Source organism: Streptomyces sp. NPDC005574, from assembly GCF_040605435.1.
GTDB lineage: Bacteria > Actinomycetota > Actinomycetes > Streptomycetales > Streptomycetaceae > Streptomyces.
In genome coordinates, this window is sequence record NZ_JBEXCW010000073.1 from 1 (window position 1) to 21,581 (window position 21,581).

At 69.6% G+C, this 21,581-nt stretch carries 19 protein-coding genes, 1 tRNA gene and 1 pseudogene; 10 read left to right on the forward strand and 11 right to left on the reverse strand.

Translation table 11 applies throughout. The annotated features are described in order from the left end of the window. Positions 1-139: 139 nt before the first annotated feature. Positions 140-1,189, reverse strand: coding sequence for an MraY family glycosyltransferase (locus ABZT03_RS32260; RefSeq protein ID WP_356045998.1), 1,050 nt, complete (start codon positions 1,187-1,189; stop codon positions 140-142). Between the two features lie 217 nt (positions 1,190-1,406). Here ABZT03_RS32260 and ABZT03_RS32265 point away from each other — a divergent pair, with 217 nt between their 5' ends. Next, a complete protein-coding gene (locus tag ABZT03_RS32265; RefSeq protein ID WP_356046000.1) occupies positions 1,407-3,698 on the forward strand; it encodes a (Fe-S)-binding protein in 2,292 nt (763 codons plus the stop codon). A gap of 381 nt (positions 3,699-4,079) precedes the next feature. Continuing rightward, complete coding sequence (locus ABZT03_RS32270; RefSeq protein WP_356046001.1) at positions 4,080-5,105, forward strand: Yip1 family protein; 1,026 nt, start codon at positions 4,080-4,082, stop codon at positions 5,103-5,105. Between the two features lie 84 nt (positions 5,106-5,189). On the opposite strand, the gene ABZT03_RS32275 is transcribed toward ABZT03_RS32270, so the two are convergent. After that, the gene (locus tag ABZT03_RS32275; protein ID WP_356046003.1) at positions 5,190-5,687 is read right to left on the reverse strand and encodes a phosphoribosyltransferase; all 498 of its coding nucleotides are present in this window, start codon (positions 5,685-5,687) and stop codon (positions 5,190-5,192) included. Between the two features lie 2 nt (positions 5,688-5,689). Continuing rightward, a complete protein-coding gene (dcd, locus tag ABZT03_RS32280; RefSeq protein WP_356046004.1) occupies positions 5,690-6,265 on the reverse strand; it encodes a dCTP deaminase in 576 nt (191 codons plus the stop codon). 551 nt (positions 6,266-6,816) lie between these two features. On the opposite strand from dcd, the gene ABZT03_RS32285 reads away from it, so the two are divergent. Continuing rightward, a tRNA-Gly gene (locus ABZT03_RS32285) sits at positions 6,817-6,890 on the forward strand. A 267-nt stretch (positions 6,891-7,157) separates the two neighbouring features. Here the strand turns inward: ABZT03_RS32285 and dctA are convergent. Next, positions 7,158-8,555: a C4-dicarboxylate transporter DctA gene (dctA, locus tag ABZT03_RS32290; RefSeq protein WP_356046006.1), complete on the reverse strand. Its 1,398-nt coding sequence runs from the start codon at positions 8,553-8,555 to the stop codon at positions 7,158-7,160. Next, positions 8,552-9,670, reverse strand: coding sequence for a PrpF domain-containing protein (locus ABZT03_RS32295; RefSeq protein WP_356046008.1), 1,119 nt, complete (start codon positions 9,668-9,670; stop codon positions 8,552-8,554). Before ABZT03_RS32295 ends, dctA begins: the two co-directional genes overlap by 4 nt. 146 nt (positions 9,671-9,816) lie before the next feature. On the opposite strand from ABZT03_RS32295, the gene ABZT03_RS32300 reads away from it, so the two are divergent. Both ABZT03_RS32300 and ABZT03_RS32305 read left to right on the forward strand, forming a co-directional pair. Continuing rightward, entirely contained in the window at positions 9,817-10,722 is a 906-nt protein-coding gene (locus ABZT03_RS32300; protein WP_356046010.1) for a LysR family transcriptional regulator, read from the forward strand. A 396-nt stretch (positions 10,723-11,118) separates the two neighbouring features. Continuing rightward, complete coding sequence (locus ABZT03_RS32305) at positions 11,119-12,810, forward strand: RICIN domain-containing protein (RefSeq protein WP_356046012.1); 1,692 nt, start codon at positions 11,119-11,121, stop codon at positions 12,808-12,810. A 203-nt stretch (positions 12,811-13,013) separates the two neighbouring features. On the opposite strand, the pseudogene ABZT03_RS32310 reads toward ABZT03_RS32305, so the two are convergent. The 4 genes and pseudogenes from ABZT03_RS32310 to ABZT03_RS32325 form a co-directional block, all read right to left on the reverse strand. Further along, positions 13,014-13,186 (reverse strand): annotated as a pseudogene (locus ABZT03_RS32310) (non-reducing end alpha-L-arabinofuranosidase family hydrolase); the annotation flags it as partial. Positions 13,187-13,189: 3 nt separating this feature from the next. Continuing rightward, a complete protein-coding gene (locus ABZT03_RS32315; RefSeq protein WP_356046055.1) occupies positions 13,190-13,411 on the reverse strand; it encodes a hypothetical protein in 222 nt (73 codons plus the stop codon). A gap of 91 nt (positions 13,412-13,502) precedes the next feature. Next, the gene (locus ABZT03_RS32320; RefSeq protein ID WP_356046014.1) at positions 13,503-14,288 is read right to left on the reverse strand and encodes a hypothetical protein; all 786 of its coding nucleotides are present in this window, start codon (positions 14,286-14,288) and stop codon (positions 13,503-13,505) included. After that, positions 14,285-14,815: a SigE family RNA polymerase sigma factor gene (locus ABZT03_RS32325; RefSeq protein WP_356046015.1), complete on the reverse strand. Its 531-nt coding sequence runs from the start codon at positions 14,813-14,815 to the stop codon at positions 14,285-14,287. Before ABZT03_RS32325 ends, ABZT03_RS32320 begins: the two co-directional genes overlap by 4 nt. A gap of 471 nt (positions 14,816-15,286) precedes the next feature. Between ABZT03_RS32325 and ABZT03_RS32330 the strand changes: the two genes are divergently transcribed. Then, complete coding sequence (locus tag ABZT03_RS32330) at positions 15,287-16,240, forward strand: nuclear transport factor 2 family protein (RefSeq protein ID WP_356046017.1); 954 nt, start codon at positions 15,287-15,289, stop codon at positions 16,238-16,240. Positions 16,241-17,111: 871 nt separating this feature from the next. Here ABZT03_RS32330 and ABZT03_RS32335 read toward each other — a convergent pair. Continuing rightward, positions 17,112-17,549, reverse strand: a complete 438-nt coding sequence (locus tag ABZT03_RS32335) for a MarR family transcriptional regulator (RefSeq protein ID WP_356046019.1) — start codon at positions 17,547-17,549, stop codon at positions 17,112-17,114. A gap of 249 nt (positions 17,550-17,798) precedes the next feature. Continuing rightward, complete coding sequence (locus ABZT03_RS32340) at positions 17,799-18,047, reverse strand: hypothetical protein (RefSeq protein ID WP_356046021.1); 249 nt, start codon at positions 18,045-18,047, stop codon at positions 17,799-17,801. A 108-nt stretch (positions 18,048-18,155) separates the two neighbouring features. Here ABZT03_RS32340 and ABZT03_RS32345 point away from each other — a divergent pair, with 108 nt between their 5' ends. The 4 genes from ABZT03_RS32345 to ABZT03_RS32360 all read left to right on the forward strand — a co-directional run bounded on the left by ABZT03_RS32345 (position 18,156) and on the right by ABZT03_RS32360 (position 21,050). Beyond that, on the forward strand, positions 18,156-18,950 hold the full coding sequence (locus ABZT03_RS32345) for an MBL fold metallo-hydrolase (protein WP_356046023.1): 795 nt from the start codon (positions 18,156-18,158) through the stop codon (positions 18,948-18,950). A gap of 2 nt (positions 18,951-18,952) precedes the next feature. Then, entirely contained in the window at positions 18,953-19,363 is a 411-nt protein-coding gene (locus ABZT03_RS32350; protein ID WP_356046024.1) for a nuclear transport factor 2 family protein, read from the forward strand. A 35-nt stretch (positions 19,364-19,398) separates the two neighbouring features. Continuing rightward, positions 19,399-19,779 (forward strand): nuclear transport factor 2 family protein, encoded by a 381-nt coding sequence (locus tag ABZT03_RS32355; RefSeq protein ID WP_356046026.1) that lies wholly within the window; start codon positions 19,399-19,401, stop codon positions 19,777-19,779. Positions 19,780-19,898: 119 nt separating this feature from the next. Then, complete coding sequence (locus ABZT03_RS32360) at positions 19,899-21,050, forward strand: ABC transporter substrate-binding protein (protein ID WP_356046028.1); 1,152 nt, start codon at positions 19,899-19,901, stop codon at positions 21,048-21,050. The last annotated feature ends 531 nt before the right edge of the window (positions 21,051-21,581 follow it).

Genomic DNA, 21,581 nt, shown 5'->3' on the forward strand with positions numbered 1-21,581 from the left:
CGGAGTTAGTCGTGCCCAGGTCGATGCCGACCGCACGTGCCATGGTTGATTCCTCCAGCGATGACTTGAGTGGAACAGGCTCAAGTGTGCATCACTGGCTCCGCTCGGTCAACAGAGCTGAGTCGACAAGGCTCAACTCTTATCCGCTCCTTACACGCAAGTGCCCGCTGACCTGCACGGATGCGGTGGAGGGAGCCGACCGAGGCGGGTGAACCGACTGCCGCCTAACCCCGTAGACCTTGATCCTCAGCAGTCCGAGGACCAGGACCAGGGCGCCGGCCGCCACCCAGAACGCCCCGGACTCCGCGACCCAGCCCAGGTGCTCCAGCACCCCCACGAGTACCCCGGAGAACGAACCCACACCGAGCAGGACCGTCGTGCCCTGCGGGGTGAGCCCGAGCCGCCGCAGCCGGTGGGCGAGATGGTCCGGCCCACTGCGCAGAGCGGGCCGCCCGGCCAGCCGCCGCGACAGCAGGACGAGCACGACGTCGGCGCTCCCGACCGCGGTCAGTGCGAACAACACGCCCACGCTGGGCCCCAGTTCGTACCCGCTGCGGGTGAACACGGCCGCCGAGGCCAGCACGAAGCCGACGAACAGGGAGCCGCACGCCCCGAGCGCGATCCGCGCGGGATGCCAGTTGTGCATGAGGAACCCGGTCAGCGCGGCGGCCAGCACGCTCAGCAGCACCGCGAGCCCGTCCAACATCTCGGCTGCCGCGCACGCCCCCACCCCGAAGGCGGTGATCACCCCCACGGTGCCGGCCAGCGCGTCGGCGTGGTCGAGCGCCTTGAAGCCGGCGGCCACGAAGACGATCCAGCCCACCGCCAGCAGTCCGGCGGGCAGCCCGGTCTCCTCGTAGGGCACCACGCAGGCCGCCGCGACGGCCGTGCCGCCGAGTACGAACCGGGCCTTGACCCGCCGGAGGTCGGCGATCAGCCCGAGGAGGGCGACGCCCGCCCCGGCGACCAGCAGCCGCCCCATGTCGCCGAGCGGCGCGACCCCGGTCCAGTTCCCGGCCCCCGCCACCAGACAGGCGGCTAGCACCACGGCCACCCCGCCGAACAGCGGGACCGGGCGCTGGCGCCGCCGGTCGACCGCGCCGAGACGCAGGGCGGGGACCCGCAGCGCCGCGGTGAGCACGGCGGCGAGCAACAGGGCTGTGGTGGCGGCTGCGATCCCGTAGAGCACCCCACCAAGCTAATCCGAATGTGATGATATCCGGTGAATTGCACCCAGGATCCGCGCGCCGCCGCGCCAAGGTCACTGAGGCAGCCCTCAGTAGCACAGATCACCGCACGGCTGACTACAGTGCGGCGCGAGATGCGGGTAGTCTCAGAGAACCGCATAAGTTACCGCTTAGTAATCACGCTCGAAGAACGCCTCGCAGGCCCGAGGAGCCCCCAAGATGCAACTCGCCGCGATCATCGTGTCGCTGGTCCTGACCGTGGTCGGCGTGGCACTGCTCGCACGCGCCGTCGGCCAGTTCGTCCGGCACTTCCGACTGGGTCAGCCCGTACCCGCCGGCAGCAGGACCGACAACCCCTACTCGCGCAGCGTGACGCTGGTGCGTGAGTTCCTGGGCCACACCCGGATGAACCGGTGGGGCGTCGTCGGCGTCGCCCACTGGTTCGTGGCGATCGGCTTCCTGACGCTGCCGCCGACCATCATCACCGCCTACGGCCAGCTCTTCCAGGCCGACTGGACGCTCCCGGTGATCGGCGACTTCCTGCCGTACGAGCTGTACATCGAGTTCATCGCCGCGATGACCACCCTCGGCATCCTCACGCTGATGGTCATCCGCCTGCTGAACCTGCCCTCCCGGCCCGGCCGCAAGTCCCGCTTCGCCGGCTCCAAGATGGGCCAGGCGTACTTCGTCGAGTACGTCATCCTCACCATCGGCCTGGCGATCTACGTCCTGCGCGGCCTCGAGGGCGCGCTGCACCACGTGGACCACTTCGAGGCCGCGTACTTCGCCTCGTACCCGCTGGTCCTGGCCTTCAAGGGGCTCGGCCTCGGCACGCTGCAGAACCTGGTCTACCTGACCGCCATGATCAAGCTGGGCACCACCATGATCTGGATGATCACGGTCTCGCTCAACACCAACATGGGCGTCGCCTGGCACCGGTTCCTGGCCTTCCCCAACATCTGGTTCAAGCGCGACGCGAACGGCGGGACCGCCCTCGGCGCCCTCCAGCCGATGACGTCCGGCGGCCGGCCGATCGACTTCACCGACCCCGGCGACGACGACGTGTTCGGCGTCTCCCAGGTCGAGCAGTTCTCCTGGAAGGGCCTGCTGGACTTCTCCACCTGCACCGAGTGCGGCCGCTGCCAGTCGCAGTGCCCGGCCTGGAACACCGGCAAGCCCCTCTCCCCCAAGCTCCTGATCATGTCGCTGCGCGACCACGCCCACGCCAAGGCGCCCTACCTGCTCGCGGGTGGCGGCAAGACCATGGAGGGCGAGGAGAAGGCGTCGGCGGAGCAGCTCGGGAACGTCCCGGCCGCGGCTCTCGCGGAGGCCGAGCGCCCGCTGATCGGCACCCTCGAGGACAACGGCGTCATCGACCCCGACGTCCTGTGGTCCTGCACCACCTGCGGAGCCTGCGTCGAGCAGTGCCCGGTCGACATCGAGCACGTCGACCACATCGTCGACATGCGCCGCTACCAGGTGATGATCGAGTCCAGCTTCCCCTCGGAGGCGGGCACGATGCTCAAGAACCTGGAGAAGAAGGGCAACCCCTGGGGCCTGGCGAAGAAGCAGCGCCTGGAGTGGACCAAGGAGGTCGACTTCGAGATCCCGGTCGTCGGCCGTGACATCGAGGACCTCACCGAGGTCGAGTACCTCTACTGGGTCGGCTGCGCCGGCGCCCTCGAGGACCGCGCCAAGAAGACCACGAAGGCGTTCGCCGAGCTCCTGCACATCGCGGGCGTCAAGTTCGCGATCATGGGCGGCGACGAGAAGTGCACCGGCGACTCCGCCCGCCGCCTCGGCAACGAGCCCCTGTTCCAGGAGCTCGGCATGGAGAACGTCATGGCGCTGAACATGGCGTTCGGCGAGGAGACGGACGACGAGGGCAAGGTGCTGCCCGAGTCCGCGAAGCCCCGGTCGGCCAAGAAGATCGTCGCCACCTGCCCGCACTGCCTCAACACCATCGGCAACGAGTACCCGCAGCTCGGCGGCGACTACGAGGTCATCCACCACACCCAGCTGCTCCAGCACCTGGTGGACGAGGGCAAGCTGGTCCCGGTCACCCCGGTCGAGGGCATCATCACCTACCACGACCCCTGCTACCTGGGCCGCCACAACAAGATCTACACGCCGCCGCGCGAGATCATCGCGAGCGTGCCGGGTCTGCGCAACGAGGAGATGCACCGCCACAAGGAACGCGGCTTCTGCTGCGGTGCCGGCGGCGCGCGGATGTGGATGGAGGAGCGGATCGGCAAGCGCATCAACAACGAGCGTGTCGACGAGGCCCTCTCCCTCAACCCGGACATCGTCTCGACGGCCTGCCCGTTCTGCCTGGTCATGCTGACCGACTCGGTCAACGGCAAGAAGAACGACGGCAAGGCCAAGGAGTCGATCCAGGTCGTCGACGTCGCCCAGCTGCTGCTGGACTCGGTACGGACCCCGGCCGACGACGAGCCCCCGGCGGGCACGGTCGACTCCGAGAACGAGCCGGAACCGCAGCCGGTCGAGTAGGCCCGCGCCGTCCCCGACACCCTCCGACGCCCCCAGGCCCCTCCGGACCTGGGGGCGTCGCCGTACGCGCGGACGGGGGGACGGGGGCGGCAGTCCCCTTGACGGCTGATCCCCTCCGAACTCCTTCACGCCGCTGAACAGCCGTACCCGGTCGCCCACTTGGCGACCTCCCCCGGCCGGGACACGACATGCCCGAACGCGCCCGGCCGACAGCCGCCGCCTCGGCTGAGCAGTCCCACTGAGACCGTCGGACCGGACGCGGGAGCGGTGCAGCGACCCGGACGGCGGCGGGTGCCGTAGCCAGTACGGCGGCGGGTGCCGTAGCCCGTACGGCGGTCCCCCGAGGGACTTCGGGGAAACGGCCCCCCGGCCCCTTAGGGGATGTCACAGGTCGGCAGCAAAGCCGGGCCCGGACGGTCGGGGCCGGCCCGTGACTTCCCGGGACCAGGTACGTTCGGGAGCGTGGCTGGATTCAGGATCGGACGCGGCGGCCGGAACAACGGCACTCCGCAAACGCGACCGCAACAACCTCCGTACGGGCAGCAGGCGCCCCAGGGGCCGGGACCGAGACAGGGCCCCGGACCAGGGGCGGGACAGTCGTACGGCTACCCGCAGGCGCCGCAGCCCCACCCGCCTCAGCAGCAGTACGGCGGCGGAGGCGGCCAGTGGCCGCAGGGCGGCGGGCAGCGCGGCGGTTACGGCGACGAGCCGGAGTACTTCGGTGACGGCACCCCGTACCAGCAGGGCGGCCCCGACCCGTACGCGGCCAACAACCCGGGCCACACCCAGGCGTTCTCGGTCGGCGACGATCCCTACACCCAGGGCGGTACCTACCGCGCGGGCACGGCCCCGGCGGGCCCGATCGGCCCGCGTCTGCACTGGAAGGACCTGCTGAGAGGCATCGCGACGTCCCCGAACCGGACCTTCCTGCAGATGCGTGACTACACGATGTGGGGCCCGGCCCTCGTCGTCACCTTCCTCTACGGCCTGCTCGCCGTCTTCGGCTTCGACGGCGCCCGCAGGGACGCGATAAACGCCACCCTGTCCAACGCGATCCCGATCGTCCTGACGACGGCCGTCGCGATGGTCCTGAGCTCCTTCGTCCTGGGCGTGGTCACCCACACCCTGGCCCGCCAGCTCGGCGGCGACGGCGCCTGGCAGCCCACGGTCGGCCTGTCCATGCTGATCATGTCCCTGACCGACGCACCCCGCCTGGTCTTCGCCATGTTCTTCGGCGGCGAGGCGACCTTCGTCCAGGCCCTCGGCTGGGCCACCTGGATCGCGGCCGGCGCCCTGCTGACCCTCATGGTCGCCCGCTCCCACGACCTCCCCTGGCCCAAGGCCCTGGGCGCGTCGTCGATCCAGCTAATCGCCCTCCTGTCGATCGTCAAACTGGGCACGTTCTAGCCGCCGCGACACGGACGACCAGAAAGGGCTCCCGGCACACCGCCGGGAGCCCTTCTCCGTCACACGCCGGCCACCGGCCGGGCCCTAGGCGTCGAAAACCTGCCCGGAACGCCGGACGACGGGTCTGTCCACACTCCACGGGAAGTTGATCCAGTCGTCGGTCCGCTTCCACACGTACTCGCACTTCACCAGCGACTGCGACTTCTCGTAGACGACGGCGCTGCGCACCTCGGCGACCGCGTCGAGGCAGAAGTCGCGCACCAGTTTCAGCGTCTTGCCGGTGTCGGCGACGTCGTCGGTGATGAGGACCTTCTTGTCGGAGAAGTCGACGGTGTCGGGCACCGGCGCGAGCATGACGGGCATCTCCAGCGTCGTGCCCACACCGGTGTAGAACTCCACGTTCACCAGGTGGATGTTCTTGCAGTCCAGGGCGTAGGCGAGGCCGCCGGCGACGAACACCCCACCGCGGGCGATGCTCAGCACGATGTCCGGCTCGTACCCGTCGTCGGCGATGGTCTGCGCCAGCTCGCGCACGGCGACGCCGAACCGCTCGTAGGTGAGGTTCTCGCGCACGTCGCGCACGCTCACACCTGCGTCCGGTGGAAGTTGAGGAAGGACCGGGAGGCCGTGGGCCCGCGCTGCCCCTGGTACCGGGAGCCGTAGCGCTCACTGCCGTAGGGGAACTCGGCCGGCGAGCTCAGCCGGAACATGCACAGCTGACCGATCTTCATGCCCGGCCACAGCTTGATCGGCAGGGTGGCGACGTTCGACAGCTCCAGCGTGACGTGCCCGGAGAAGCCGGGGTCGATGAACCCGGCGGTGGAGTGCGTGACCAGCCCGAGCCGGCCGAGGGAGCTCTTGCCCTCCAGCCGCGAGGCGAGGTCGTCGGGGAGGCTGATGAGCTCGTACGTCGAGGCGAGGACGAACTCCCCGGGGTGCAGGATGAACGGCTCGTCCCCCGCCGGCTCCACGAGCCGCGTCAGATCGGCCTGCTCTACGGACGGATCGATGTGGGGGTACCGGTGGTTCTCGAACACCCGGAAGTAGCGGTCGAGGCGCACGTCGATACTGGACGGCTGCACCATGGAGTCGTCGTGGGGATCGATCCGCACCCGCCCGGCGTCGATCTCGGCCCGGATGTCCTTGTCTGAGAGAAGCACGCCCCGAGGATACGCAAGGCGCGCGGACCGACCACCATCGGTCGGACCCGCGCGCCCGCGCCACTTCCCCGAATACCTGCTGCTGCCGCTTCCCGCGACGTCCTACGACCGCTGCGCGCTCCGCACCGCTGCCAAGGTCACCGGCACCACACTGCGGAGCCGGGCACACCGTGGACAACGGAGGAGCCGACCGGGGCCGAGCCGCTCGGCCTGCTGCATCGGGAACGAAGCGGTACTGAACACGTGCCCATCGGCACAGCGGACGACGGTGCGCTCCATCAAGTCCTAGAGTCCCTTCCCCAAGAGCCGCATCTGGCTTGTTGCCCTGACGACAAAAGCCACATTACGGGATCAACGGGAGGACCCTCCAGGCGGCACTCCGACCCCGCCCGAACCCTCTCCCACGCCCCCACCGTACGCCCCAACTCCGGCCGCCCGCAGCCGCGTCCACCCCCCTGTGACGCACCGAGGCCCCAGGGCTTCAGCACCCGGGGCCAGGTATGGGGTAAAGTGACCACGCGTCCCGACACCGGCACCGTCCGGCGTCTTACGCGGGTGTAGTTTAGTGGTAGAACATCAGCTTCCCAAGCTGAGAGTGCGAGTTCGATTCTCGTCACCCGCTCCATGATCAAGGCCCAGGTCAGCGACCTGGGCCTCTTTGCTGTGCACGGTGATCTATTGCCGCGTGCCAGATTCGTGCCAGAACGGTGATCGTCGGGGACGACCATCCGAGGTCAGCAGCCGGCTCCCATGCTCGTCGCCCAGCCGGGCGACGAGCACCTTCTGAGTCGTGACCATGACGGGTGTACTGCCGGCGAGGACCTGGTAGACGGGCAGGGCCCGCGCTGTCCCTCACGCACGCTGACTGGCACGCACTTGTCGCAGCGCGACGTCAGCTTGCGGCGGGGACGGGGACGTGGGTTGGTGCTGGTGTCTCCGTCGGTTCGGGCTCGGCTGTCACCGCGGCGGGAGCGGGGGTGGGGGCGTAGGGGATCTCTCCGCGCAGGACGGCCTTCGCGCGGTCCTCGTCCAGCTCGCCCTCCCACCGGGCGACGGCCAGGGTGGCGACGCCGTTGCCGACGAGGCTGGTCAGGGCGCGGGCTTCGGACATGAACCGGTCGATGCCGAAGATCAGCGCGAGGGCGGCGACGGGGACGTGCGGCACGGCGCTGAGGGTGGCGGCCAGGGCGATGAAGCCGGAGCCGGTTACGCCTGCGGCGCCCTTGGAGGTGAGCAGCATGACAGCGAGCATGGACAGCTGCTGGGTGAGGCTGAGGTCGATGCCGAGGGCCTGGGCCAGGAAGACCGAGCCCATGGTCAGGTAGATGGCGGTGCCGTCGAGGTTGAAGGAGTAGCCGGCGGGCAGCGTGATGCCGACGACCGGTTTCGAGGCGCCCAGGTGCTGGAGCTTGCCCATCATGCGCGGCAGGACGGGCTCGGTGGAGGACGTGCCCAGGACGATCAGCAGTTCTTCCTTGATGTAGCGCAGGAAGGGCAGCAGCCGCAGTCCGTTCAGGCGCATCACGGTCCCGAGGACGACCAGAACGAAGAGGAGGGCGGTCAGCCAGAACGAGCCGACGAGCAGGGCCAGGTGGCGCAGGGTGCCCAGGCCGTAGTTGCCGATGGTGAAGGCCATCGAGCCGAACGCGCCGATGGGGGCGAGCCGCATGATCCAGCGGATGAGCGTGAACAGGACCGTGGAGAACTTCTCGATGCCCCGGGCGATGCCCAGGCCGGCCTCTCCGCTGGCGTGCAGGCCGAAGCCGAACAGCACCGACACCAGCAGCACCGGCAGGATCTCGTTGCCGGTCAGGGCGCTGACCAGGGTGGCTGGGATGATGGCGAGGACGAACTCGGCGAAGCCCTCGTGAGCCGTGGTCGCCTCCGGCGGCAGGCCCTTGGTGGTCAGGGTCGAGAGGTCGACGTGCAGACCGCTGCCCGGCTTGACGACGTTGACGACGACCAGGCCGATCACCATGGCCACGGTGGTCAGCACCTCGAAGTAGACCAGGGCCTTCAGGCTCACGCGGCCGACCGCGCGGGCGTTGCCCATGGAGGCGATGCCGTGGACGACCGTGCAGAAGATGATCGGCGCGATGAACATCTTCACCAGCGCGATGAAACCGTCGCCGAGCGGCTTGAGATCAGCGCCGACGGACGGCCACAGCCAGCCCACTACGGCGCCGAGGAGGACGGCGATCAAGCACTGGATGTAGAGGTGGGACAGCATCCGGCGGATGCGGTCCGGTGGCGCGGTGACGGTACCCGGGGCGGCGTCGTTGCGGCTCATGCGGGGCGTCCTTCCAGGACGGGAACGAGGAGTTCGGCTCGGGCGATACGCCGGGCGGCGCGGTGCAGCAGCACCGTGGGGGACGCGCCGTCCGGTGCGGGGACGGCTCGGGTGGTGATCACGCCGGCGGGGGTGCCCAGGCGCAGCGTGCCGTCGGCGGTCTGCCGGGCGACGCGGTGGGCGAGGGTGCCAGGGGTGGCGGCGGCCGTGGCCAGGGCCACGGCGGAGGTCAGGCCGATCGCCGGGTGTGGGGCGTGCATGGAGACCATGCGTACGGCCAGGTCGTACTCGTCCTGGTTGACGAGTGTGCCCTGGGTGGTGCGATAGGGGGCAGGTCGGGCGACGATGCCCACCTTCGGCACCGCATGGCTGACCGGGTCGCCCTCGCGGGCCAGGCCCATGGCCAGAGCTGCCTGGCGGCGCAGCAGTGTCAGCGCGGGCACTGCGGTGGCGAACGCGGTGAGGGATTCCGTGCCGTCGAGGCCGAACGCCTTGGCCTCGAAGAGCGCGGCCGGCGCGCCGGCGTCCACCAGGGATGCCTCGACGGGACCGTCCGGGCCGGTCAGCTCGTCCAGTGCCCGGCCGGTCGGCAGTGCGTGGCCGGTCGTCGAGCCCGCCGGGTCCTGAAACCCGAGCAGGACCGGCACGCCGGGCGCCGAGGTACCCGGCACCACGGCCCTGCCCTCCTCCGGGGCCACGCCCGCGGGGGTGGGGATCGTGCCGGTGAGGCGGGCCCCGGTGTTGACGTTGAGCATCCGGACGGTGGTGGTGTCCGACTCGATCGGCACGAGATCGTGGTGGACGGCGTACAGGGCCACGGCAGTGGCGCAGTTGCCGCAGTTGCTGGCCCACTCCACGCGTTCGTCGCCGATGCCGACCTGTGCGAAGGCGTACTCGATGTCCACACCGGGTCGGGTCGACGCCTGTACGACGGCTGCCTTGGAGGTGGTGGAGGAAGCGCCGCCCACGCCGTCGATCTGACGGGGGTCGGCGGCATTGAAGGCGGCGAGCAGCAGGGCATCGACATCCACGCCCGTGGCGGCCACGTCGCGGTGGTCGAAGATCCAGCATTTGCTGGTTCCTCCGCGGATCATCTCGCCCTGCAGACGCAGCACAACCGACTCCTCACAGCCATGGAAGGGGAAGCCCACCGACGGTCTCGCCGTGCGTGGTGTCCTCCACGGTGGGTTACGGCAGCGTGAAGTACAATCTCGGAAATCTGCATGGCCATTAAGCTGAAGTGAACGCTGGAGGTAGCGGCATGCTCGACGTCCGGCGCATCCTGCTGTTCACCGAGGTCGCCCGGCGCGGCTCGGTGACAGCTACCGCCCGCGCCCTCAACTACACACCGTCAGCGGTATCGCAGCAGATCAGCCGTCTGGAAACGGAGGCAGGACAGCCCCTGCTGGAACGCCACGCGCGGGGCGTCACCGCCACCGACGCCGGACGGGCCCTGGCCGAACGAGGGGAACGGATCGAACGCGAACTGCAGGCCGCGGAGAACGAACTCGCCGACTTCGCCGGCCTGCGCGCGGGCACCCTGCGTATCGGCACCTTCCCCACCGTCGGTGCCTCGCTCCTCCCGCAGGCCGTGATCGCCTTCCGGGACGCCCACCCCGACGTACGGCTGACCGTCCGCAGCGCCCGCATCGCCGGACTCTGGACCATGCTGGAGAACCGGGAGACCGAAATGTCGCTGATGTGGGACTACGACTGGAGCCGAATCGACCGGGAGGACATCGTCGTCACCCCACTCCTCGACGACCCGCCAGCCCTTCTCGTCGGCGACCACCATCCACTCGCCGGCCGCGACGCCGCCTCACTCGCCGACTTCGCACACGACCCCTGGATCACGCGCGCCGACCATCACCCGGTGGCCGAAGCACTCGTCCGCGGCTGCCGCGCCGTCGGCTTCGAGCCCCACATCGCCTACGAGGCCCACGACTACCAGGAGGCCCAGGCCATGGTCGCCGCCGGCATCGGCGTCGCCCTCGCTCCCACGCTGGCCCTGGAGGGCATCCGACCCGGCGTGAACGTCCTGCCCCTCCAGCCGCCGGCCCCTGTCCGCCGCATCCTCCTGGTTCGCATGGCCGACCACTCGCTCACCCCCGCCGCCCTGACCTTCGCCGGACTCCTCCGCGACGCCGCTGCGGCCCGAACCCTCTGACACCGAACCACGCCCACCGGCCATGGAACCGTCGCGCCGGCCCGCCGAACCCTCCGTCGTGGCCCTGGCCCGTTAACTCGCCTGCGGGCGAGGACCGGGAGCGGCCATCAGGCGTTCGCCACCGCCGACGTCAGCCGTGCCGCACTCCGCAGCGAACGGGAAGCGGTCAAGGCGAGACAAAACTGTGGCTCTTCGCGGCAACTTTTTTCGGCCTCTCGGACCACTCAGCGTTGTCCGGCCAAGTGGTCCGGTCAGATGCAACAGCTGAAAGAGAGCACAGGCATGTCCCTGGAACGAGAGCACAGACATGTCCCCGGTCCACCCACGCGCGGTGGTCGTCCGAGGCATCGTGGTCGTCGGTTGCTCGCGCGTCGGGGACTCTGGGGGGGTCTCGCCATGGTGGTCGTGGCCGGCTCGGCTGTCGTGGTCAGCCAGGCTTCGGCGGACCAGAAAACCCTGGATCTGAAGAAGTGGTACGTGCTGGTCAACCGCAACAGCGGCAAGGTGCTGGACGACCGCGGCTCCGCCAAGAACGACGGCGCGGCGGTGGTGCAGTGGGCGCGCCACGGCGGGGCCAACCAGCAGTGGCGGTTCATCGACGCGGGTGACGGGTACTACCGGCTGAAGAACCGGACCTCCGGCAAGGTGCTGGACAACCTCGGCCGGTCGAAGACCGCGGGCTCCGCCCTCGTGCAGTGGAAAGACCTGAACGGCAGGAATCAGCAGTTCAAGCTGGCCAAATCGTCCAACGGCTACGTGCGTTTGGTCAATCGCTTCAGTGGCATGGCTGTCGGTGTCAGAAACGCAGCCAAGGCCGACGGGGGCGGCGTCGTCCAGAACCGCGACCGGGGCGGCGCCGATCAGCAGTGGCAACTCGTCCCGGCCGGAAGTGTCGGCGGCGGCGGTACGCCCACCGCGCCGGCCGGCGGCGTTCCCGCAAGCCCGACTCCGAGCGACAATCAACCATCGTCTTCGCCTTCGTCTTCGTCGCCCGCGGGTGGCGGTAGTTCGGCGAAGCGGTTCATGGGCAGTGACACCGTGCTCATCGGCGGCTCGATGTCCGACGCCTCGGCGGCCGCCGCACCGTTCGACGCGCGCTACGCCTATGTGCACAGCCAGCCCGCGCCCTCGTCGGACTACTACACGGCAGCGAAATGCCAGGACGGGTGGTCGGGCTGGTGGGGTTGCTGGAACGGCAGCACCACGGCGCCCGGCACGTACGTGACCTGGCGGGACGACGTGGCGGCCCACGCGACGTACAAGGGCAGCCCGCGTCCGCAGAAGATGCTCTGGACCTGGTACTCGTTGCGCGACCTCGGGGATGCGGCAGGCGAGGGCGACGGTCCGGGCGAGGTCAAGGCCATCAACCGGCTCGACCTGCTCACCCGGTACCTGAACGACTACCGTTTCTTCCTCCAGAAGATCGGCACGTCGCACGACGCGATCGACCTGGAGCCCGACTTCTGGGGCTTCGTCCGCTCGCTCGGCGATCCGCACCAGGTTCCCGCACAGGTCTCGGGCGCGAATCCGAAGGACTGCGGATCGCAGGAGAACAGCGCCGCCGGACTCGCCCAGTGCCTGATCTCGATGGCGCACAAGTACGCGCCGAACACCGCCGCGGGGATGCACCTTTCCTGCTTCGACTGGGAGACCAACACGCAGGCGTGCGTCAAGGACTACGCGAGCTTCGGGGCGAAGAACGCCGACTTCCTGGCCACCGATGTGTCGGACCGCGACGCGGGCTGGTACGCGCAGTCGGCCCACGGCGGCAGTGACCACTTCTGGAACGACCAGAGGGCCGCCGCCGCGCTGAAGTTCTACAAGACGATGGCCGAGTCCGTGGGCAAGCCGGTGGTCCTGTGGCAGATCCCCTTGGGCAACATGGCGCAGAACAACACCCGCAACCACTACAAGGACGACAAGGTGGACTGGTTCTTCGCCCACATGGACCAGGTCGCGAACGCCCACGTCGCCGGCCTGTTCTTCGGCGCAGGGCAGGACGAACAGACCACGGTCGAGTCCGACGGCGGAAACCTGATCAACAAGACGATCGCCTATCACAACTCGGGTGGTACAGCGCTTAAGTAGCGGCGCAGCACTCACCACGAATGGCGCCCCCATCTCTTCGATGGGGGCGCCATTCGTCATCTTCGTCGGGCTGGAGACTCCGGGAGGCGGGTCAGCGCTTCAGGGTGAGGATGCCGGGGCGGTACGGCAGGTTGTCGTAGGAGGTGCCCGGCGGGGTGTTCGGGGTCTTGCCCTGGTAGAGGAACTGCAGGTTGCAGGGGTCCCGGGTCAGTGGGGTCGCTGGATGTGCGGTAGCTGAAGGGCGACGGACCCCACTGGTACGCCAGCACCAGACCTTCTTGGGCGCGAAGTAGAACAGCGTGGGCGCCACCGCCTTCTGGCTCATGCCGGTCTGGCGGGCCGACGCCATGTCCGACCAGTTCGTGAAGGGGCCGAACGCCTACGTGGAGTCGCCGAGCCTGCCCGCGGCCACTGCCGTGCCGAAGTAACGGCCGCTGCCGGCCGCCGCGTCGGCGGCCGTGGCCGGTGCGGCGGCCTCCGGCGTACGTGCGGCCAGGGCGACCAGTGGCACGGCGGCGCCCGCGGCGGCGAGGACCACGGAGGCGGCGATCACACGGCGGGTCGCCGGGCGGCGACGATGAGAGCGGTTCTGATCTGACAACGGCATGTCCTTCTGGCACAGCGGGTCTTGATCCGGTCCCGGTCACCCGCCAGTTGCCGCCACGCCCACAAGGGTTGCCGCTCAGCGGCGTTCACCGTGTCGGGACGAACCCTCCCCGAACCGACGCGGAACCGCCCGAACCCCGCGCGCCGACGCGGTAGCCGTCGCCCGCGGCACTGTGCCCGCCCGCGCCGTTGTTGAACTGCGCGGCGAACTCATGGTTCCCGGCCGGCACGGTCAGGCCCGGCTTGAGGACCCAGCGGTAGACCAGCGCGCCGCCGGCCTCCTGGACGGTGACGGTGAAGTCGTCACCCGGCAGGGTCTGCCAGGTCCCGGTGCTCTTCGCCCCGCCGGTCTGCACGATGCGGATCTCGACCGTGAGCGAGGTGAGCGGCTGGGTCGTCTTGAGGACGAGGTTGCTCTGGGTCCAGTAGACGGTGCTCTTCGGATCCAGCGAACCGGCCGACCACAGCGGCCCGTTCCGGCTCTCGTCGGCGGTCGGCGAGGGGCTGGTGGCCGACGGAGTCGGGCGCGAGCTGCCCGGGCTGGTGACCGGGGGCGGCGCGACCGGGGTGGGGCGGGCCGATGTCGGGTGCGGGGAGCTGACGGTCGGGGACGGGGTGGCAGGCTTGGTCACGGTGGGCGTCGGCGGCGGGGTCGCGACGATGGCGGCGACGGCGAGGCCGCCGGTCGTCAGGATGCCGCCGGCGGCGAGCCCGGCGAGGGCGACCCTGGTCCCGGACCGCGCGAACGGTCGCGCGCGGTGACGGACGGCGGGGCCGGCCATGCCGCGTTCCACCCGGGCCAGCATCCGCGCGCGGTCGGGCCGGTGGGCCTCGGCGGCCTCGCGCAGCCGACGGTCGAACTCCTCGTTCACCGGTTCCTCCTCCCTGGCACCAGGTCCCCGGCAGCGTGTGCGCCCAGTAGCTTTTCCAGCTCGGCCATTCCCTTCGAGGTCTGGCTCTTCACCGTTCCGACCGATATGCCAAGCGCTGCCGCCGTCTCCTTCTCCGACAGGTCCAGGGCGTGTCTCAGCACCACGCAGGCGCGCTTGCGGTACGGCAGCCGGGCGAGCGCCGCGCGGACGTCCAGCACAGCCGCCGTGTCCGGCCCCTCCACCTTCTCCGGACCGCGGGACCGGAACAGCGTGATCCGGCGTCGCTCCCGGACTGTGCTGCGGATCCGTCCCCGCGCCAGGTTGGCCACCACACCGCGGGCGTAGGCGAGCGGGTGGTCGGCCTGCCGCAACCGGTCCCAACGCTGCCACAGGGCGACCAGGGCATCCGCCGCGAGGTCGTCCGCCGCGTCGGACTCGCCGGTCAGGAGGTGTGCCAGACGGGCGAGTTCGGCGTAGTGGCGTTCGAAGAATTCGTGGAACTCCGCGGACGCGTCATCGAGGACCATCCCCCGGTCGCCCTCTCCTTGCCATGATGTGCGCATTGGTTGCGTGTTCAACAACAACGGAGGGCGCAGCCTAGCAGTGCCGGGCCGGGATTCGAACGGCGGTCGCGCAAGGTTGCGGCGCGGCGTGCTTCGTTGCCCTCATGCCCGTCCATCCGGTTGTTCGACTCGGCCTTCCGGCTCCCAGTTGCCACAGAGGACGAGAAGGTTGCCGCCCCCGACGCTGTTTCCCCGGCGACCGGTGCACGGCACGGCGAAGGAGCCCCTCGCGTGTCCGGCACCGGCGCGCCGGCCCTCGCCAAGGACAGCACCTTCACCCTGCGCCCCAGGCAAGAGCGTCGAGAAAGGTCAAGGAACGCCAAGGGGCGGCAAAGGCAATTGACATGGACCGCTCCGCGGTGATTATCTGCCGAAGCAGAGTTTGAAACTTCAAGTTACTCCCTGGTCGTACGCATGAGACGTCTGGAGCGCACCATGCCCCCTACTGCCCCCACCACCCCCACCCGCAGGGCCGTCGTCGCCTTCCTCGCCGCCTCCGCGGTCCTGGGCGCGACCGCCGTACCCGCCGTGGCGGCCCCGCACGGCCCGGCCGCCGGGCACGCGGCGCACGGCCAGGGCGGCTACGGCGATGCCGCCCGCCTCGGCTACCAGAAGACCGTCGCCATCACCGTCACCAAGAGGGTGTTCGAGCACGGTGACACCGCGGTCGTCGACCGCTACGTACGGCCGGACTACATCCAGCACAACCCGACCGCGGCCGACGGGGCGGCGGGCCTCAAGGCCCTGGCCACCTCGATCCACCAGCAGTTCCCCGACGCCCGCTACAACGTCAAGCGGGCCATCTCCCAGGGCGACCTCGTGATGCTCCACTCCAACGTGGTGCTGGTCCCGGGCACCAAGGGCGCGGCTGTCATCGACATCTTCCGCTTCCAGGGCGGGAAGATCGCCGAGCACTGGGACGTGATCCAGAACGTGCCGGACACTACGGCCAGCGGCAACGACATGTTCTCCACGCTGAGTTCACCGCAGGTCTCGCAGCCCCTGGACCACCGGCTCACCCAGGCCAACGAGGCGCTGGTCGTCAAGGCCTTCGACGAACTCATCGTCCACAAGGACCTGAGCGCCCTCGACCGCTACTGGGACCCCGGCTACCTCCAGCACAACACGCAGATGCAGAGCGGCGTGCCCGCCGCGAAGGCCGGCCTCGGCGGTTACTTCGCCTCGGCACCGCAGCTGACGGTCACCCCGAAGCGGATCATCGCCGAGGGCGACCTGGTGGCCGTCCACAGCGACTACGTCAACTATCCCGGAGACCGGGGCACGGCGATCCTGGACCTGTTCCGGGTGCGGAACGGCAAGATCGTCGAGCACTGGGATGTCATCCAGAACGTCCCGGAGACCTCCGCCAACGGCAACGGCATGTTCTAGAGGCCGGGACCCCGCCCGTCGGCCCCGTGCCGGTCGGTCGGTGCGCACGGTGGCGAACACCGCCCGGGCACGGGGGCCGTCGGCCACCTCCCAGGCGCCGCTGACGCGGCCGGCCGCCGTCTCGGGGCGGGCGTCGGGTGCGTGGGGTCCAGGACGCGGTGCAGGCGCAGGACCCCGCCGTCCGCGGCGGTGAGGACGGTGCCCCGCTCGTCGGTGACCTTGACGGGCCGCGGCGGGGAGGGGGGAGCGGCGCCCGTGCAGGAACGGGTGACCTCGTGGTCGGGGGTGTCGGTGAGGCCCTGGGGCTGGGCCTGGACGCGGCCTCGATCAGCGCGAGGAGCTGGGCGTACGGCACCGGTCGTGACGGCCGTCGTAGGCCCAGCGGGGCTCAGGATGCCGGGATGCAGCTACCGCAGCGTGCTCGCCAAGATCGGTCCGCCGGCTGGACGCCGAACACCGCGTTCGGCCGCGGCGTTTCCGTAACGCCGTTCCGAGAAGCCCGTCGCTGACGGCATGCCCGCACCCGGCAACGGTCCGAGCGGTGCACAGCCGTCCTCGACCGCTCCACCCCCACCGTCCGCGACCTGCCACATTTCGGGCACTCCGCTTGCTCGCCACGCTGCATCGCGATGACTCGCTCACCGGTCTGCCGACGCCTCCGCCGCCATCGTCTGCGGCAGCGGACCACCGCACTCCTGGCAATACCGCCGAGCCGTCCTGTCAGCCCCCACAACCCAGATGATCCGGCCGTACACACCTCACGGCCAGGGATCAGAAACGCCTGATGAACCGACGACCGCCATGTGGAGCCAAGGGCAGGCTCTGGCGGCGGCCGAATCCCGCGACGGTGATCCGGATCAAGGACGGGAACTTACGCGTTCGCGTCGCGGAGCGTGCGCAGGATGCGCTCGAGGTGGCGGCGGTCCTCGGCTGAGAGTGGTCCGGCGACGTGGTTGCGCAGGTGTGAGACGTGGGCGGTCAGTGCGTGGTCGAGCGCCTGACCACCCTTGTCGGTCAGTACGGCGAGTGCGGCTCGTCGGTCGGCAGGATCGGGGTCGCGGCGGATGAGTCCTTCCTTTTCCATGCGGTCGGCGAGCCGGGTGAAACCGCCCGAGCTGAAGGACACGGCCCCTGCCAGGTCCGTCATGCGGAGCTGGTGGCCGGGGGTGCGGCCCAGTCGCAGCAGCACTTCGAACCAGGTCTGCGGTATATCGAGATCGCGGTTCACCAGGGGCTTGATTCGGCTGTGGGCCTCCACGAAGAGACCGAAGAGTGTCACGTCGTCGTCGTTCAGCAGTTGTTCATTCACTCCTCAAGGATGACAGAAGGACAGGCGTGGAAGAATCTGCCGTTGCAATAGTTGTTGTGGCAGATATATTGTCTGCGTCGGCAGATACTTCACCGTGTCCACCCCACAGATGTGGAGTCCACCCATGGGAAAGCGCGTCCTGGCCGCCTCCGGCGTCGCGCTCCCATGGACGGCGTCCTCGCGTCCGGCCTGTCTGCGGCACCCACTTCGGCGGACGCCGCCACCTCCTCCACCGCCGAGCGGACCGGCTCAAACGAGGAGACCCGGTTGCGGGCGCTGTACCGGCAGGTCGTGGCCGAAAGCGACCGGCACGTCGTCTTCACCGGTGATGACAGGTCCGGGCAGGACGACTGCCTCAAGAACGCGTTCGAGAAGAAGCAGCGCCGCCCTCGCCCGTTGCAAGGCCCGCCTCAGCCTCTGCATCGGCGATGTGGACGGCGCCCACTCGTCCGACCCCACGTCCTCAGCCTCCAAGCGATCGACCAGCAGGGCACCCAAGGCTGAACCCCTGCTCGACCCGGGCTGCCCGCCTCGGCCCGGTTCACGTCGTACACCTCGCCGCGAGGCGATTTCCCCGACCATCACCCTTCACCCGAGGAACCACGCATGAGCACTCTCTCCTTCACAGTCCTCGATCTCGACTTCCCGGCCGGCAGCAAGAACAAGACCGCCACCCTCGTCACCGGCGAGAACGAGGCCCTGCTGGTCGACGCCGGCTTCACCCGCGCCGACGGCCACCGCCTCGCCGCCGAGATCCTCGACTCCGGCAAGACGCTGACCACTGTCTTCGTCAGCCACGCCGACCCCGACTTCTACTTCGGTGCCGAAGTGATCGCCGACGCCTTCCCCGAGGCGAAGTTCGTCGCCACCCCGCTCGTCATCGAGCACATCCAGCACTCCTACGAGGGCAAGCTCAAGGCGTGGGCCGCGCTCGGCTCGAACCTGCCCACCCGCCTGATCGAGCTGGAGCCGCTCACCGGCGACCTCACCCTGGAGGGCCACCGCTTCGAGCTCAAGGGCGGCCCGGCCGCCCTGCCCGACCGCCACTACCTGTGGCAGGCCGCCTCCCGCGCCCTCCTCGGCGGTGTCCTCCTCTTCCAGCAGGAGCACGTCTGGGTCGCCGACACCCCCACCCCCGAGGACCGCGCCGCCTGGATCGACCTGCTCGACGAAATGGCCGCCCTCCAGCCCGAGTTGGTCGTTCCCGGCCACCGCCTGCCCGGCACCGCGGCCGACGCGACCGCCATCTCCGCGACGCGCGAGTACCTCCTCGCCTTCGAGGAAGAGCTCGGCAAGGCGGCCGACGGTGCCGCGCTCACCGCGGCGCTCGTGGCGCGCTACCCCGACAACGGCATGCTGATCGGCGCGAAGGTCGCCAAGGGCGAAATGAAGTGGGGCTGACGATGAGCGACTTCGCCACCTCCACCGCGCCCGCTGATGTCGTACGCCGCCAGTACCTGGCCTCCGCGGCCGGGGATCTGGACGCCCTGCGCGCCACCCTCGCCCCGGACGTGGAGTGGACGGAGATGGCCGGCTTCCCCCTCGCCGGGACCTATCGCACGCCCGAGGGCGTCACCTCGAACGTCATGGAGCAGCTCGGCAAGGAGTGGGACGGCTGGGCCGCCCACGACGACACCTACGTCGTCGACGGGGAGAACGTCGTCGTCCTCGCCCGTTACACCGCGACCAACAAGGCCACGGGCAAGCCGATCGACGTCCGGGTCGCGCACCACTTCGTCGTACGGGGCGGACTCATCGTCCGCTTCGAACAGTTCGTCGACACGGCGCTCGTCCGCGAGGCCATGAACGACTGAGTCGCACCGCACCCACCGTGAGGCAGGAGACAGACATGTCCGCTGCGGACAACAAGGCACTCGTGACCGCCTTCTACGAGCAGGCGTTCAACGACTACCAGCCCGAGGCGGCCGCCACCGCACACCTCGGCGAGAGCTACACCCAGCACAACCCCGAGGCGCAGGACGGCCCGGGAGCCTTCGTCGGCTATGTGCACTGGCTGCGCGGGCAGTTCCCCGACCTGCGCCTGGACATCAAGCGCACCATCGCCGAAGGGGACTTGGTGGTCACCCACAGCAACCTGCACCTCAAGCCCGGCGACCGGGGCATGGCCGTCGCCGACTTCTGGCGCGTCGCCGACGGAAAGATCGTCGAGCACTGGGACGTGATCCAGGAGGTGCCCGAGAAGAGCGCCAACGACAACACCATGTTCTGACCCCACAGCAGCAGCACGGCACCCGTGCCGTACCCGGGCGCCGTGCTGCTCCGCTGCCGTGGTCCAGCCGCACCACACAGACGACCGAACAGAACAGAACGGATAGAGAGGCCCCCACCATGACCAGCCTTCCCAGCCGACGCCGCCTGCTTGCCACCGGAGCGGGCGCCGCTCTCGGTCTCGGTGTCGCCGCTGCCTCCGTCGCCCCCGCTCAGGCCGCCACCGGCCAGGCCTCTGCGGGCCGCGTGGCGACGGGCGGCGCCGAGGAGAAGCGGACTCTTGACGAGCTCTACCAGGCAGCCCTCGCGGAGGGCGGCAAGCTCGTGCTCTACGCCGGCGGCGATGTCTCCAGCCAGGCGGACGGGATCCGCAAGGGCTTCAAGAGCCAGTTCCCCGGCATCGACCTGACGGTGGTCGTCGACTACAGCAAGTACCACGACGTCCGCGTCGACAACCAGTTCGCCACCGACACCCTGATACCCGACGTCGTCCAGCTCCAGACCGTGCAGGACTTCGTGCGCTGGAAGGAGCAGGGCCGCCTGCTCGCCTACAAGCCGGCCGGTTTCTCCAAGCTCTACGCCCCCTTCAAGGACCCGCACGGCGCGTGGGTCGCCGTCCAGGTCAGTGCCTTCAGCTACATGTACGGTCCAGCCGCGGTCGGCTCCGACATCCCCAGCGGTCCGCTCGACCTGGCCGACGCCCGCTGGAAGGGGAAGATCGCCTCCTCCTACCCGCACGACGACGACGCGGTCCTCTACCTCTACACCCTCTACGTGGAGAAGTACGGCTGGGACTGGCTGGCCCGGCTGGCCACCCAGGACCTTCAGTTCGCCCGCGGCAGCTTCACCCCGAGCGCGGCCGTCACCAGCGGCCAGAAGGCCATCGGCATCGGCGGCTCCGGCGCGCCGCTGTCCACCGGGCCGGTCAAGTGGGTGCTGCCCGAGAAGGCGCCGTTCATGTCCTGGGGACAGCGGGCCGCGATCCTCAAGAAGGCCAGGAACCCCACCGCCGCCAAGCTGTACCTGAACTGGCGGCTCTCCGTCGAGCAGCAGAAGGCCGCCACCAACGGCTGGTCGGTCCGCACCGATGTCACCCCGCCGGCCGGGCTCAAGCCCGTCTGGGAATACCCCAACGGCAACCTCGACGGCTTCCCCAAGTTCATGGCCGACCGCGCGGCGATCGAGCGCTGGAAGCAGACCTTCGCCCTGTACTTCGGTGAGGTGAAGGGCGACCCCTCACCGGGCTGGCCCGGCCTGCACCCCGGAGCCTGACCGCCGACCGGTGCCGCCCGGCCCCGCACTCCCCGCGCGATGGGCCGGCGGCCCGGCAACTCCTGACCGTCATACAGGCGACGAACAGAATCAGCGACTCCGGCCCTGCCGACGCTCCTCCCCAGTGGCTAGTTCGTCGGCGGATCGTCGTTGGTAGTGGCAGCGCCGGGCTGTGGCCTGGTGTTATCTGCGCCGGTTGGACCCGGGACGGTCACTGGGACAGGTGTGTTGGTGCAGCTGGGGTGGAGTGGGCCGTTGGGCCGGTCCTGGTCGGCGCCGACGACAAGGCGGCCAGAAGGCCGGGGCGAGCATGGCGAGTGTGATGTGCGGTGCCATGAGGTCCAGTGTCTGACCGGGTTGAGCTGTACCAAGTTTCGTAGAGCCCGGCGATCTTGTGTCAGGCGGAGTGCGGGGCTTGCCCCTGGCTCCGCCAGGAGGCTTCCGACTGTGGGTCCGGGGCGACGCACTACGACGCCGCTGCGGATACTCGGGGCCGCAGGCTGTTGTGCCTGCGGCCCCGCTCGGGTGTCG

Bases quoted from the DNA above. Each gene is read 5' to 3' on its own strand.
- ABZT03_RS32345 (WP_356046023.1), top strand. From the start codon at position 18,156: ATGAGCACTCTCTCCTTCACAGTCCTCGATCTCGACTTCCCGGCCGGC.
- ABZT03_RS32265 (WP_356046000.1), top strand. From the start codon at position 1,407: ATGCAACTCGCCGCGATCATCGTGTCGCTGGTCCTGACCGTGGTCGGC.
- ABZT03_RS32350 (WP_356046024.1), top strand. From the start codon at position 18,953: ATGAGCGACTTCGCCACCTCCACCGCGCCCGCTGATGTCGTACGCCGC.
- ABZT03_RS32355 (WP_356046026.1), top strand. From the start codon at position 19,399: ATGTCCGCTGCGGACAACAAGGCACTCGTGACCGCCTTCTACGAGCAG.
- ABZT03_RS32305 (WP_356046012.1), top strand. From the start codon at position 11,119: ATGGTGGTCGTGGCCGGCTCGGCTGTCGTGGTCAGCCAGGCTTCGGCG.
- ABZT03_RS32330 (WP_356046017.1), top strand. From the start codon at position 15,287: ATGCCCCCTACTGCCCCCACCACCCCCACCCGCAGGGCCGTCGTCGCC.
- ABZT03_RS32360 (WP_356046028.1), top strand. From the start codon at position 19,899: ATGACCAGCCTTCCCAGCCGACGCCGCCTGCTTGCCACCGGAGCGGGC.
- ABZT03_RS32270 (WP_356046001.1), top strand. From the start codon at position 4,080: ATGTCACAGGTCGGCAGCAAAGCCGGGCCCGGACGGTCGGGGCCGGCC.
- dctA (WP_356046006.1), bottom strand. From the start codon at position 8,555: ATGAGCCGCAACGACGCCGCCCCGGGTACCGTCACCGCGCCACCGGAC.
- ABZT03_RS32325 (WP_356046015.1), bottom strand. From the start codon at position 14,815: ATGGTCCTCGATGACGCGTCCGCGGAGTTCCACGAATTCTTCGAACGC.
- ABZT03_RS32300 (WP_356046010.1), top strand. From the start codon at position 9,817: ATGCTCGACGTCCGGCGCATCCTGCTGTTCACCGAGGTCGCCCGGCGC.